This window comes from Peribacillus sp. FW305-BF15, from assembly GCF_058783805.1.
In genome coordinates this window covers 115,900-129,692 of sequence record NZ_JBYSYV010000010.1, presented here as the reverse complement: position 1 = coordinate 129,692, position 13,793 = coordinate 115,900, and the positions used below count along the sequence as shown (strand labels likewise).

Genomic DNA, 13,793 nt, shown 5'->3' with positions numbered 1-13,793 from the left:
AAAGACTGCAGGTAAAAGGCTCTATCCTTAATGGTAAAACAAAGTTGATTGGAGCTGGTGTTCGAGATTCCTGCGGGAAAAGCGCGTCCAAGGGAGACCCCGCAGTCGCAATGGCGCCGAGGGCGGACCGCCCCGGAAAGCGAGTGCCCTACGTTCCAATCGGCGGTCAATTTTTAAAAACTTAAAAAGACGTCTGCTCAGAGAACAGACGCTTTTTAATTCAGCCGAATTTCCTGTATGTTCCTAATTTTTCTGACATGAAAGGTAGGAACCTGGTAATAATAACAGGGAAAGCATGTAAAGGGGTGAAATCTATGGGGCAAAATCGTCAATTTAAGCCAGGTCAGAAGGCACCGAATAATGGGACCTACGTAGAAATCGGTGAAACGGGCAGCACGGTAGTGAATCCGAAAATGGTAAAGCTGGATGCAGGGGATTCTTTTCCTGAAACATCCAATCATAATCGGATATGGACCTATAAGCGGAAGCCATGAAACATCAAAAAGCAGGAAAAAGGAATGGTCGCCATCCTTCTTCCTGCTTTTTTTCTATTCAGCGGAATAACCGAATATATTCGAGATTTCCAAACAGCTTTTCCTTAAATAGACGCTTAAAGGATCTTCATAATGATCAGGAATGTTTTCGGTGAACCCAACGGCAGTGATTGCTCCCAACAATTCCGAATTATAATTAAAAACCGGAATGGACATGGAGGAAACGGATGGTACAAGTGGCTCTTTGGCAAAAGCTATTTTGTATGTCCGAATTTCATCATATTCATTCGTTTCATTAAGGAACGAGCCCGTAACATTACGATCTTTTTCAATCCATTCCGCTGTCAAGGAAGGATCCTGAAATACAGTGAATACCTTTCCGGAAGAGGATGATGGCGGAAGTCGTGTACCTAACTGTGCCCCTATGTTTAAGTTTTGATTGGAATTCCATATTTTTGCCGTGATTGGTCCATCATATGTCCAAACGGAAAAAAGGACCGTGCAGGAAGTATGGTGACTGATTTCCTGTAAATAAGGAGTTATTCTGCTCGTTATATCCTCATTTCCTATCGCTGCCATTCCGTATTGAATCAATTTGCTCCCAAGGTGATACATACCGGTTGTCTTATCGCGATATAGTAACTCAAGTTGAGTCAAAGTATTCAAATACTTATAAAGGTTACTTTTCGTTATCTCCGTTAATTCCTGAATATCAGAGAATCTTAAAGGAGTTCTGTGGGAAGCAAGTAAATCTATGATGCTCATCCCTATTTGTAATGATTGAATCGTCGAACCGGATTTTACGATTTCCATAAATCAATCTCCCTAATCTGTTTTAATTTAGGTCTAGTATATCAGAATATGTAAAATATACATGAAAATCAATAGAAAAACCGCCGAATGCTTGAAGCTATCAATATACGTTCCTATTAAATGAATAACGAACTTTTGGATTCCGCAGTACTGATAATGGTGTAGATGATAACATTTGCACAAAAATTTGCAATACTTTCTTGACAGTATTCCGAAAATTAAGTTATCATTTATATAAATAGTGAACAATGTTATCTATAAGTGAAATAGATAAGGTGTACGTCATTCAAATTCTGGTTTGCGAAGCAAATCCAGCAGAATTAGGATGTTGGCATCAAAAAGAGGTTTTAAAAAAATCCAGATTAATAAAGGAGAATGAATATGAAATTAGTAACGTTTAGCAGTCAAGGATTTAAACGCATCGGTGCAATTTACCCGGAAAATGTAGTCGTTGACTTGAACTATGCCTATCAAGCGCTTCTTGAAAGCGAAGGGAAACTTCGCAGTGAACAAATTGCTGACGCTTATGTCCCTGCAACAATGGAGGAGTTTTTACAGGGAGGGAATGAAAGCCTTTCCATCGCGCAAAAGGCTGCGGACTACGCTATTAACAATCGTGATTCCTTCAGACATCAATTGGTACATGAAATTGAAAATATAAAGCTTGAGGCCCCTGTCCAAAAGCCAAGCAAAATTATTTGTGTCGGCCATAATTACCGTGAACACATTGCTGAAATGGGCCGTGAACTGCCGCCATTCCCTGTAGTATTCGCAAAGTTCGCCAATACAGTTATCGGTCCCCAGGATGATATACCGTTTTTCCCAATCTCGGAACAACTGGATTATGAAGCGGAATTCGCTTTTGTTGTCGGACAAAGGGCACGTAATGTTTCAAAAGAAGATGCTCTTGATTATGTAGCTGGTTATACAATTGCGAATGATGTCACTTATCGTGATATCCAACGGCGTACACTTGAGTGGCTACAAGGGAAAACGGTTGAAGGAAGTGCTCCGATGGGGCCTTGGTTAGTCACTTCCGATGAACTGTCCGATCCATCGGGCTTGAATGTCCGATTAACGGTAAATGGTGAAGAACGCCAAAAAACCAATACATCCAACTTCGTATTCGATGTGAAGTATCTAGTTGAATTCTTATCGAACTTAATGACTCTTGAACCAGGTGACATCGTACTAACAGGAACACCGGGTGGGGTAGGAGTAGCCCGTGATCCACAAGTGTTCTTGAAAGATGGTGACGTTGTCAAAATCGAAATCGACAAAATAGGTTATCTTGAAAACCGTGTGAGACGTGTCGGGAGGGAGAATAAAATGGCTTATCAGGAAATCGGGACATCAATCCAATCAGTGCAACAATCCATCGACCATATACTTGAGACAACGGCAAACCTACCGGAAGAAACGATCCGATTTAAACCGGCAGAGGATGAATGGTCGATCATGCAGATACTTTCCCATTTAGCTGAAGCCATTCCTTATTGGTTAGGTGAAGTGGAAACTGTAATAGCGATGCCTGGGGCCGAATGGGGGCGTGGATTGCAAGATCCAGCCCGATTGGCGGCGGTTACCGATACAGACAAACTTGCTGTGGATGATGTCATGAAGCAAGTGGAGGAGCTTAAATATAAAGTGGAGAGCGGTCTCGGGAATTTAGATGAAGAAACACTATCTAATGAATCGCCACACCGGAATTTCGCTAAATTCGGAAACAAACCAGTTTCTTATATAGTCGATCACTTCATCGATGAGCATGTTTCAGGACATTATGATCAAATTAAGCGAAATCTTTCTAAAATCCAGTGAGGCAAGATAAAAAAGAAAGTAGGGATTAATATGGCTGAAAAATCGGAATACATGAATAGTACAATCGTAAAAGATTTTACAAAGGATATTCAGCAGTATAACCTTGGGCCGCTGTGGGAAGCCATTCCCGCTCTGATGGACCATGAACCTAAACCTCATGCGCATGCTTATTTATGGAAAGAAGAGCTTTTGACAAAAAAATTGATGGAAGCGGCTGAAATCTTCACACCTGACCGAGGCGGGGAGCGCAGGGCGATTTATTTTCAAAATCCTGGCCTTACTTATCGCCAGCCTTGGGGATGGGCTTCGACAACACAAACGCTTTATGCTGCGGTCCAGCTACTGTTGCCAGGTGAAGTGGCCCCTTCCCACCGTCATTCCCAAAGTGCACTTCGTTTCATTACGGATGGTGAAGGTGCCTACTCCATCGTGCAGGGAGAAAGAATCTTCATGGAAGAAGGCGATTTTTTGATCACGCCTAAAAACTTATGGCATGGTCATGGCCATGTTGGGGAAAAACCAATGATTTGGATGGATGCCCTTGATATCCCAACCATCTATTCCATAGGCGGCACTTTCTTTGAACCATATCCAGATCGGATTGAAACGCCTAAGCGGCCGGATAATTTTTCAGAGCTCCGTTATCAAGGCGGAATGGTTCGTCCAGTATCCGACCGTTATTCACAAGTGGCACCGCTTGCCAACTACAAGTGGAAAGGCACCAAAGCAGCGATAGAAGGATTGATGAATTTTGAACCGGATCCATATGAAGGTTTTGCCGTGGAATATATCAATCCATCAAATGGCCAGACGGCCAATCCGACGATGGGGGCATGGATGCAGAAACTTCCTAAAGGTTTCCATACGAAAGCCCATCGCCATACCCATTCCACGATTTATCAAGTGCACCAAGGATCAGGATATACGGTCATTAATGGAGTGCGTTTTGACTGGTCCAAGGGAGATTATTTCGTCGTTCCGAATTGGGCATGGCATGAGCACGTTGCAGAAGCTGATTCTTACTTATTCTCGGTAAACGACCTACCAATAATGGAAAGATTCGATTTGGAACAGCAACAAGCATTAGACACAAACAATGGGTACCAAAAGGTTGAAAGTGAATTCAAGCCTGTTTTGGTTTGAAAATAATCGGTTTGGAATCTTCAGCTAAGATACTAGTGAATAGATGAATGCCATTCGAATGAAAACGCTTACTGTGGTAGTGGTCCGCAACTTTGGCTAAAAGCAACTAATATAGGGGGAATTGATGATGAACACAGAAAAAAAACCATTCATCGTTATCGGTGGGGGAATTGGCGGATTGGCAACTGCTTTAGGAATCGCAGAAACAAAACAGTATGTAAAAGTCCTGGAACAAGCTCCCGAATTTGGGGAAATTGGTGCAGGGATTCAGCTTGCAGCAAATGCCACCAACGTATTGCAGCGTTTAGGTGTCATGGATAAAATCAATGATATTGCAGTATTTCCAAAAAGATTGGTGCTGATGGACGCCTTTTCCGGAAAAGAGCTTTCCGCTTTGGATTTAGGTGATGTTTATAAAGAAAGATATGGAGCTCCGTATGTTGTTTTGCATCGTTCCGATTTGCATAAAGTATTGGCTGAAGCCTGTGAAAAGAACCCGTATATCGAACTGGTCACGAATCAAACCATTATTGAGACAGTAGAGTATGAAGGTGAAGTGACGGTTACTTCTGCCAACGGGTCCCAACATTCAGGAGCTGCTGTCATTGGAGCCGATGGATTATGGTCCAAGGCACGGAAACTTTTTGTGGAAGATCAGCCGGTCTGCTCTCAATATGTTGCATACAGGGGAGCGATCCCGATGGAGGAGGTTACGAGCCATGGGGATTTAGATGATGTATACATGTGGATTGGGCCAGACCTTCATCTTGTTCAATATCCGGTTAGAAGGGGAGAACTTTATAACCAAGTAGTGGTTTTCAAAAGTTCTCAATATACGGAAGAAAACGAAAAAACAAATCAATGGGGAACACCGGAAGAAATGGACCGTGTATTTGCCGGAACTTGTGAGCTTGTTCAGAATGCGATTTCATTCATTCAAAGACAACGCCGTTGGCCGATGTATGACCGTTTCCCAATTGATAATTGGACAAAAGGAAGAATTACGCTTATGGGCGATGCGGCACATCCGATGCTTCAATACTTGGCACAAGGCGCTTGCCAGGCTTTAGAAGATGCAGCTTATTTGTCTGATATGCTCCATAAGCATGGGAATGACATTGAACAGGCATTTTTGGAATACCAGGAGGAACGCATTCCACGTACGGCTAATGTTCAAACGAGTGCAAGAATGTGGGGGGAAATCATCCACAATACGACCGATGCAGGCATTCTGCTCCGAGATACGATCCTTGCAGGTCGGACGGATAGGGATTTCCAATTCGTCGATGAATTTCATGGTTACAATAAAACGGCCGTGAAAGCATAAACCATTTTGTTTCATCCATAAAGGAATGTATCCATGTTACAAATGGTTCTGCCTTTCTTCTATATGAAGAAGGGCTTTTTCCGTTTATTTTCCAAACTACTGCATTTCTTATAACTTTCCTTTACATGGGGAGAATTAGAAGTATAATGAAAATATAAAGGTCAAAATTGGTCAAACCCGATGGGGATTCGTTCATGATATAGATGAATGGGAGGTTTCAAGATGGATATTAATAAAATGACGGAGAGAACCCAACAGGCATTCACTGGCGGTCAGGAGCTAGCCAATGAAAGAGGGAATCCCGAGCTGACGGAGCTTCATTTATTAAAGGCCTTAATGGAGCAGGATGAAAGTTTATTAATCAGGATTTTATCGGAATCTGGTAAATCGGTGAATCTATTTGATATAGAGCTGAATAAGGAATTGGATAGATTACCGGAAGTGAGCGGGGGTGTTTCCCAGGTTTACATGTCATCCTCCCTACAGCAAATTCTGACGGCTGCCGAAAAGGAAATGCAGAAGTGGGAGGATGAATACTTATCTGTCGAACATATACTGCTTGCGTCTTTGCAAGTCAATAGAACGAATGTAAACAGGCTATTTTCATCATATGGAATTGATTATGATAAAGCAAAACGGGTTATAAGCGATATAAGGGGGAATCAGCGAGTGACTAGTCAAAATCCTGAAAGCACTTATGAAGTACTGAAAAAATACGGCAGAGATCTCGTTGCTGAGGTTAAATCGGGTAAGGTCGATCCAGTAATCGGTCGAGATACGGAAATCCGTAACGTCATCCGGATCCTTTCACGGAAAACGAAAAATAATCCTGTATTAATAGGAGAACCTGGAGTAGGTAAAACAGCGATTGTCGAGGGGTTGGCTCAAAGGATCGTCAGGAAGGATGTGCCGGAAGGTTTAAAGGATAAGACCGTTTTTTCACTCGATATGAGTGCACTTGTCGCAGGGGCCAAATTCCGAGGTGAATTTGAGGAACGCCTAAAAGCGGTGTTGAATGAGATCAAGAAGAGTGATGGGAAAATTCTCTTATTCATTGATGAATTGCATACAATTGTCGGTGCAGGAAGAACGGATGGCGCCCTTGATGCCGGAAATATGTTAAAGCCGATGCTTGCGCGCGGTGAGCTGCATTGTATCGGTGCAACGACCCTTGATGAATATCGGCAATATATTGAAAAGGATCCGGCTTTGGAACGCCGTTTCCAACAGGTTCTGGTTCCTGAACCGGATGTTGAAGATACGATTTCAATTTTGCGGGGATTAAAGGAACGGTTTGAAATTCATCATGGCGTCAGGATACATGATCGGGCGATCGTTGCAGCCTCTGTCCTTTCGAACCGATATATAACGGAGCGATTTTTACCGGATAAAGCGATCGATCTAGTGGATGAAGCTTGTGCGATGATCCGCATGGAAATCGACTCCATGCCATCCGAGTTGGATGAAATCACGAGAAAAGTCATGCAACTTGAAATTGAAGAAGCGGCCCTGAAAAATGAAGACGACCCTCAAAGCAAAGCAAGGCTGGAAGGGCTTCAAAAAGAACTATCAGAACTTCAGGATCAAGCGAATAGCATGAAATCCAAGTGGCAAATGGAGAAATCAGCGCTTCAAAAGGTGCAGGACAAACGTGAAGAGCTTGAGAAACTGCGTCATGAACTGGAACAGGCAGAGAATGACTATGACCTTAACCGGGCAGCTGAACTTCGGCATGGAAGGATTCCGCAGCTTCAAAAAGAATTGGAAGCAATGGAAGACGAATTGGAAAAGGAAAAACAGGAATCACGATTGCTTCGCCAGGAAGTGACGGAGGAGGAAATTGCCTCGATTGTGGCAAGGTGGACAGGGATTCCGGTAAGCAAGCTGGTGGAAAGTGAAAGGGAGAAGCTGCTTCGCCTATCAGATATCCTGCATGAACGGGTAATCGGTCAAGGAGAAGCGGTGGAACTCGTATCCGATGCTGTTTTAAGAGCAAGGGCTGGAATAAAAGATCCAAACAGACCAATCGGTTCATTCATTTTTCTTGGGCCGACTGGTGTCGGTAAAACCGAATTGGTAAAAGCTTTGGCAGAAACATTATTCGATAGTGAGGAACATATGATTCGAATTGATATGTCGGAATATATGGAGAAACATTCCGTGTCCCGACTTGTTGGTGCACCTCCCGGTTATGTTGGATTTGAGGAAGGCGGCCAGCTTACGGAGGCTGTTAGGAGAAACCCCTACTCAGTCATATTATTGGACGAAATTGAAAAGGCGCATCCGGAAGTCTTCAATATTTTACTGCAAATGTTGGATGATGGAAGAATAACAGACTCCCAAGGCAGAACAATCAACTGTAAAAATACGGTGATCATCATGACTTCCAATATCGGTTCCCATTTCTTATTGCAATCCAACCGGGTGGATGGTGGCATTGAAGAAGAAATAAAAGATCAGGTCTTTAAAGAATTAAGAGGACATTTCCGTCCGGAATTTTTGAATCGAGTTGATGATATTGTTTTATTCAAACCTCTGACAAAACAAGAAATCGTTGAAATCGTAGATAAAATGGTTCATCAATTACAAGTGAGGTTAACTGAACAAAATATAGTCCTCAACGTCACAAAAGCGGCTAAAGAATTCATTGCGGACCAGGGATATGATCCGGTATATGGAGCAAGACCGCTGAAGCGATTCATCCAAAAGCATCTCGAAACGAAAATCGCCCGTAAAATCATAGCTGGGACTGTTGAGCTTAAAGAAGGAATCACGATTGATTATGATCATGATGAATTGGTCCTCATATAAAAACGTCGCCATGCAGTTTACCCGTAAGCAAAGTATGGTATAACAAAAAGGACATCCTAAAAAGGATGTCCTTTTTTGCTTCTTAGTGTTGATGGGAGTCTTTAGCTGGCCCAGCAGGCAAGATAGCAGGGATGATAAGAATCAGGATAGCAGCAGCCAATCCTAAAATCGTTCCCTGGGCAGCATCGTATGAAACTCCGATCATGGAAGAAACAACATATACAGTCATATGCACTAATAAGAATGTCCAAAAAATTGTCCAAGCATAACGCATCGAATTTCACCTCATTCCACTACATTCATTTTTATCTTACCATAATTAATATACAGTTAAAACGTGTTTTTAATAATAACCTTTAAATTATTCAATACATTAAATCATAAGAGAATTTTTTTTGGCATACAAGTTGGTTCAAAACTTCAAAAAGGAAATTATAGGGGGAAAATAAAAACAAAAATCGTCCCTGCTTGCTTAATTTAAGATAAGAAGTTAGGCGTTTCCACTGACCCTTTCTATTTTTCGTCATAAATTAATATAGTAGTAATATTCCATAAAGGAGTTAGAACGATGGAACAACGAACTTTTCAAATTGATGACCAGTGGAATATCATCTATTATCCAGAGCGGCCCAGTGGTTTTTCCGTAATGGTAATTGGAGACCGCAGTCATTTTGTCGAAAAAGACAGCAGCTTTTGGCTGCAGCATCCTGGGAGGCTGCAGATATTGGAATATTTAAAGGAATACGGATACACGCTGTTTTCATCCAATTTTCACGGAGCCAACTGGGGCAGTCCTAAAGCACTGGACCTTTCCCTTAACCTATATATTCTTTTCATGAAAAAAGAAATAGTCAATCAAAGGGTTCATATATTGGCAGAGGGGACAGGCGCACTACTTGCCCTAAAGCTAATGAATGAACTTGGAAATAAAATTCGGTCTGTCGTATTGATTGATCCGGTTTTTTCCTTGAAAGCACAATTGGAGAAAGAAAAGGAAAATAAGTTCTTCTATAAAAAGTGGCTGTCCGAGGTTGCTGCTGCATATGAGCTTGAGCCTGCGGAATGTGAGCAGCATATCCTGGACACTGAAGATTCAGTAATCGCAGAGAATATCCCCATGAAAGTGATTCAGGTTTTTGGAAGCTTACGGAAAGAGCAAGCCTCCCTTTATCGGCAAATCCAGCTGGCAAGAAAAGCAGACCTGCAGCTGACGTATATATTGCCCGAAAAACGTTATAAAATCCCCTATCAAATACAAAAGTTTTTCAATGAGAATGAAGAGATTTTATGAGAAGAGATATATTTTTACAATAGTTTGCATACGATACAGCATCTAAAAAAACTAGACGTGCCAGGTGAAGTGGGCTTGATGGCATACGAGGAGGCTGTATTTATGCAAACAAACATTGTCATTGGCACTTATCGATTTGTGGGATTCTATGTGACTCAATATTTTTTGAACCAAGGGAAAGAAGTAATTGGAATCGATTGGGATGATTCCGAAGCAAATCAATATATTATGGAAGAAAAAGAACTTGAAATAGGAAGGAATTCAAATTTTATATACTTTCCGATAAATAAACTTAAATTATTGGATATTTCACAGGAGGACACGGTGTTCATCTCTTGCTACGATATTCAAAGCGGCAAAATGGGGAAAATCGATTTTCTGATAGGCGAAATCGTTTCCTTCATTGAGAAATTCAAAAATGGCAAGAATGAAACGCCCAATTTCGTTCTTTTCATGCCCATTGAAAAAGATGTCAGTATTTTTCATTCCATATTAAGCTCGATTCGTGAAATCGATTCCGCAAAAATCATATTTTTACCGACGATTTATGGACCTTGGCAATCGGAAGGCATGAGCTTTGAAGCTGGAATCAATCAGCTTGGGCAGTCTGATATCAAAGCGGCAATTGCTGCCGAATATACCTTTGATGCTCTCTATATCACTGATTTTGTTAATGCTTTGGAAGCGGTGCTAACCTCAGGTTCCGATAGGGACATCCAATTGTGCAGCTCTATCGATGATCATTGGAATGAATGTGCCAAGCTAATATTTGATGAAAGCATGGATTCATTCACTCCCCAACAATCAACAACTAAAATCAATAAAGGAACAATATTTGAAGTGCAATGCAAAATGGAACCGGAAGAAGGCATTGCATTACAAAAAAAACATAATAAACGATTAAACTTACTTAAAAAGTGGAGAAAGCGTGATTAAAAAAATATTTTCGTTATTTGAGAAGAACAAAACGGTATATTTGCCTCTAATCTATATGTCTTGTACTATAATGTACAAGGATAGGAAGAACATCAAAAGATATCCATGATTTTATATGTGCGCCCTTTACGAAAGGGTTCTGTGGAATTATGATATTATTGAGCTTTATTTAGGCATCACAAATCAATTGATGAATATTCAAAAGATAGGGGGGAAACGCGAATGAGTTCAGATAAAACTCTTGAATTTATGGGAATCGCCATGAAATACTTCCCAGAGGCTAAAGCGAAGCTTGAGGCAAGCGGGATTCCATTTTCAATGGAGATGGCAGAGCCATTCATGGAGCTCTTTAAAAGCGTAATGCAAGAAGCTTATGAGCTTGGCAAACAAGATGCTCAGCGTTAATTAAAGGCAGGCTGTCCCGATAAAGGGCAGCCTTAATTTTTTTATTCTTTTTTCAAGAACTTGGCAATCAATGGATCCAGATTGATTTTATCAATGGTCGGTTTGTATTGACTGTACAAGCCCATCAATGTTTCAACGCTCGCCATCAATTGCAAGTAATCAACCTTCGATTCCTCTTGCTCCGGTTCGGGTTTCCTGCCAAACATCAAATTCGAAAAATGATCATCCGGGTTTCTTTCGCGGTTGCGATTGAAAATGTCCACAATGAGTCCTCCTTTACTCCTTTTATTTATAATGTATGTCCCTGAATTTCCCCTGGCATAGGCGCTTGACCGACTTCCGAAAGAGATTTCTTTAGCCTTTCAAATTGTTAACTCTTGCAAGGAAGTCTTTTTTTATATAAAATTAGTACCAGGTAATAATAGATGATTATAATAACTCATTAAAATATAAGGGGATGGCAAGATGAATGCTGGAATACTAGGGCTTGGCCGCTACTTACCCGACAAAATCGTTACAAATGCGGATTTAGAAAAAATTATGGACACTTCTGACGAGTGGATCCGGACCAGGACGGGTATCGAGGAAAGAAGAATTGCAAATGATGATATTGATACATCAGATATGGCTTATGAAGCCGCAAAGGCTGCATTGAAAAATGCGGAAATTTCGGCTGAAGAGATAGATATGATTCTTGTGGCTACCGTTACACCTGATCAGTCGTTTCCTTCTGTCGCTTGCATGATTCAAGAGAAATTGGGAGCGATGAAGGCAGCTGCAATGGATGTAAGTGCGGCATGTGCCGGATTTATGTATGCAATGATCACGGCACAGCAATTTATTAAGACAGGTGCATATAAGCATGTGTTGATTGTCGGTGTTGAAAAACTTTCGAAAGTAACCAATTGGGAAGACCGTAATACTGCTGTCCTTTTTGGTGACGGAGCGGGTGCAGCTGTACTTGGACCTGTCTCTGATGGCAAAGGGGTCCTTTCCTTTGAATTAGGCGCAGATGGAACTGGCGGGAAGCACTTATTGCAGGAAGGAGATTTCATTCATATGAATGGACGTGAAGTATTTAAATTTGCTGTCCGTCAGATGGGGGAATCCAGCCTGGGTGTATTGGACAAAGCTGGTTTGACAAAGGAAGATGTGGATCTGCTTGTTCCGCATCAAGCAAACATACGCATAATGGAAGCCTCAAGGGAACGCCTGGGTCTCCCGCTTGAAAAAATGACAAAAACGGTTCATAAATATGGAAATACTTCATCAGCGTCCATTCCAATGGCCCTTGTGGAAGAAATGGAAGCGGGAAGAATCAAGGACAATGACTTAATCGTCATGGTCGGTTTTGGTGGTGGCCTTACATGGGGAGCGATCGCTCTTAGGTGGGGTAAATAAAAAGAAGAAACAAATCGTAAGAGCTTTAAAAATAGGAAGGAGCCATTTTCAATGACTAATCGTCGTGTAGTTGTAACAGGTATTGGAGCAATCTCTCCAGTTGGTAATGATGCAGAAACTGGATGGAAGAATATAATCGAGGGGAAATCGGGAATAGGGCCTTTAACTCGTTTGAATGCTGAAGAATATCCCGTTAAAGTGGCTGCTGAAATCAAGGACTTTGATATAGAAACATATATAAATCGTAAAGAAGCTCGCAAAATGGACCGTTTTACGCATTATGCAATTGCGGCTTCCGTTATGGCATATAATGATAGCAAGCTGGAAATAACCGATGAAAATGCTGCACGTGTCGGGGTCTGGATCGGTTCGGGTATCGGCGGGCTGGAGACACTTGAAACACAGCATGAAAACTTTTTAAACAGGGGATATAAACGGGTTAGCCCATTTTTCGTTCCAATGATGATACCGGACATGGCAGCCGGCCAGGTTTCTATCTTACTGGGTGCAAAAGGAATCAATTCATGTACGGTAACAGCCTGTGCAACAGGAACAAACTCAATTGGTGATGCGTTTAAAGCCATTCAACGGGGCGATGCCGATGTCATGATTACAGGCGGGGCAGAAGCGCCAATCACAAAAATGTCGGTTGCAGGCTTCTGTGCAAATACGGCTTTATCGACAAATCCTGATCCACAAACCGCTAGCCGTCCTTTTGATCTTAACCGTGATGGTTTCGTAATAGGTGAAGGAGCTGGAATCATCGTTCTGGAAGACCTTGAACATGCATTGAATAGAGGAGCCAATATTTATGCTGAAATAGCTGGTTATGGCTCAACTGGAGATGCCTTCCATATTACCGCTCCGGCACCAGGTGGAGAAGGCGGTGCAAGAGCCATGAAAATTGCAATTGAGGATGCAGGTTTGAATCCGGAAGACATCCAATATGTGAATGCCCATGGAACGAGTACGCCATACAATGACAAATACGAAACGATGGCAGTCAAAGAAGTCTTTGGCGACCATGCTAATAAACTTGCGATAAGTTCCACTAAATCAATGACAGGCCATATGTTAGGTGCAGCAGGCGGTGTGGAAGCAATATTCACGATTCAGGCAATCAGGGACAGCATTTTGCCTCCAACCATCAATATTGAAACACCAGACCCTGAGTGTGATTTGGACTATGTCCCGAATCAAGCAAGGAAGGGCGAAATCAATGCAGCCATCAGCAATTCACTTGGATTCGGTGGACATAACGCAACGATTCTTTTCAAGAAATATCAATAAGTTTTGAAGGAAGAGCAGATCTTTTTGGGATCTGCTCTTTTTTAGGTTGAAGGGAAAAGGG

At 41.8% G+C, this 13,793-nt stretch carries 13 protein-coding genes and 1 pseudogene; 11 read left to right on the top strand and 3 right to left on the bottom strand.

The genetic code is table 11. From position 1 onward, the window contains the following. Positions 1-314: 314 nt before the first annotated feature. A complete protein-coding gene (locus AC3WLU_RS12810) occupies positions 315-494 on the top strand; it encodes a YjzC family protein (protein WP_034314546.1) in 180 nt (59 codons plus the stop codon). A gap of 54 nt (positions 495-548) precedes the next feature. On the opposite strand, the gene AC3WLU_RS12805 is transcribed toward AC3WLU_RS12810, so the two are convergent. Further along, a complete protein-coding gene (locus tag AC3WLU_RS12805) occupies positions 549-1,307 on the bottom strand; it encodes an IclR family transcriptional regulator (RefSeq protein ID WP_034314544.1) in 759 nt (252 codons plus the stop codon). Between the two features lie 381 nt (positions 1,308-1,688). Here AC3WLU_RS12805 and AC3WLU_RS12800 point away from each other — a divergent pair. The 5 genes and pseudogenes from AC3WLU_RS12800 to clpB form a co-directional block, all read left to right on the top strand. Then, positions 1,689-2,621, top strand: a pseudogene (locus AC3WLU_RS12800) (fumarylacetoacetate hydrolase family protein); the annotation flags it as partial. A gap of 15 nt (positions 2,622-2,636) precedes the next feature. Then, a complete protein-coding gene (locus tag AC3WLU_RS12795; RefSeq protein ID WP_413003841.1) occupies positions 2,637-3,128 on the top strand; it encodes a DinB family protein in 492 nt (163 codons plus the stop codon). A gap of 30 nt (positions 3,129-3,158) precedes the next feature. Further along, positions 3,159-4,271, top strand: a complete 1,113-nt coding sequence (locus AC3WLU_RS12790) for a cupin domain-containing protein (RefSeq protein ID WP_057275854.1) — start codon at positions 3,159-3,161, stop codon at positions 4,269-4,271. Between the two features lie 127 nt (positions 4,272-4,398). Further along, entirely contained in the window at positions 4,399-5,598 is a 1,200-nt protein-coding gene (locus AC3WLU_RS12785; RefSeq protein WP_492597350.1) for an FAD-dependent monooxygenase, read from the top strand. Positions 5,599-5,820: 222 nt separating this feature from the next. Continuing rightward, positions 5,821-8,409 carry an ATP-dependent chaperone ClpB gene (gene clpB, locus AC3WLU_RS12780; RefSeq protein ID WP_063577062.1) on the top strand — a complete coding sequence of 863 codons (2,589 nt, stop codon included), beginning with the start codon at positions 5,821-5,823 and terminating at the stop codon, positions 8,407-8,409. An 82-nt stretch (positions 8,410-8,491) separates the two neighbouring features. On the opposite strand, the gene AC3WLU_RS12775 is transcribed toward clpB, so the two are convergent. Continuing rightward, positions 8,492-8,683: a YjzD family protein gene (locus AC3WLU_RS12775; RefSeq protein ID WP_034314532.1), complete on the bottom strand. Its 192-nt coding sequence runs from the start codon at positions 8,681-8,683 to the stop codon at positions 8,492-8,494. Positions 8,684-8,977: 294 nt separating this feature from the next. Between AC3WLU_RS12775 and AC3WLU_RS12770 the strand changes: the two genes are divergently transcribed. From AC3WLU_RS12770 to AC3WLU_RS12760, 3 genes are all read left to right on the top strand, one after another. Continuing rightward, a complete protein-coding gene (locus AC3WLU_RS12770; protein ID WP_057275858.1) occupies positions 8,978-9,700 on the top strand; it encodes an alpha/beta fold hydrolase in 723 nt (240 codons plus the stop codon). Positions 9,701-9,802: 102 nt separating this feature from the next. Continuing rightward, positions 9,803-10,636: a hypothetical protein gene (locus AC3WLU_RS12765; RefSeq protein WP_057275859.1), complete on the top strand. Its 834-nt coding sequence runs from the start codon at positions 9,803-9,805 to the stop codon at positions 10,634-10,636. A 222-nt stretch (positions 10,637-10,858) separates the two neighbouring features. Continuing rightward, a complete protein-coding gene (locus tag AC3WLU_RS12760; RefSeq protein WP_034314525.1) occupies positions 10,859-11,041 on the top strand; it encodes a ComZ family protein in 183 nt (60 codons plus the stop codon). A 41-nt stretch (positions 11,042-11,082) separates the two neighbouring features. Here AC3WLU_RS12760 and AC3WLU_RS12755 read toward each other — a convergent pair whose 3' ends face one another. Then, on the bottom strand, positions 11,083-11,304 hold the full coding sequence (locus tag AC3WLU_RS12755; RefSeq protein WP_063577060.1) for a hypothetical protein: 222 nt from the start codon (positions 11,302-11,304) through the stop codon (positions 11,083-11,085). Between the two features lie 202 nt (positions 11,305-11,506). Here AC3WLU_RS12755 and AC3WLU_RS12750 point away from each other — a divergent pair, with 202 nt between their 5' ends. Both AC3WLU_RS12750 and fabF read left to right on the top strand, forming a co-directional pair. Next, entirely contained in the window at positions 11,507-12,442 is a 936-nt protein-coding gene (locus AC3WLU_RS12750; RefSeq protein ID WP_034314519.1) for a beta-ketoacyl-ACP synthase III, read from the top strand. A 51-nt stretch (positions 12,443-12,493) separates the two neighbouring features. Beyond that, positions 12,494-13,732, top strand: coding sequence for a beta-ketoacyl-ACP synthase II (gene fabF, locus AC3WLU_RS12745; protein ID WP_057275861.1), 1,239 nt, complete (start codon positions 12,494-12,496; stop codon positions 13,730-13,732). Positions 13,733-13,793: the final 61 nt, after the last annotated feature.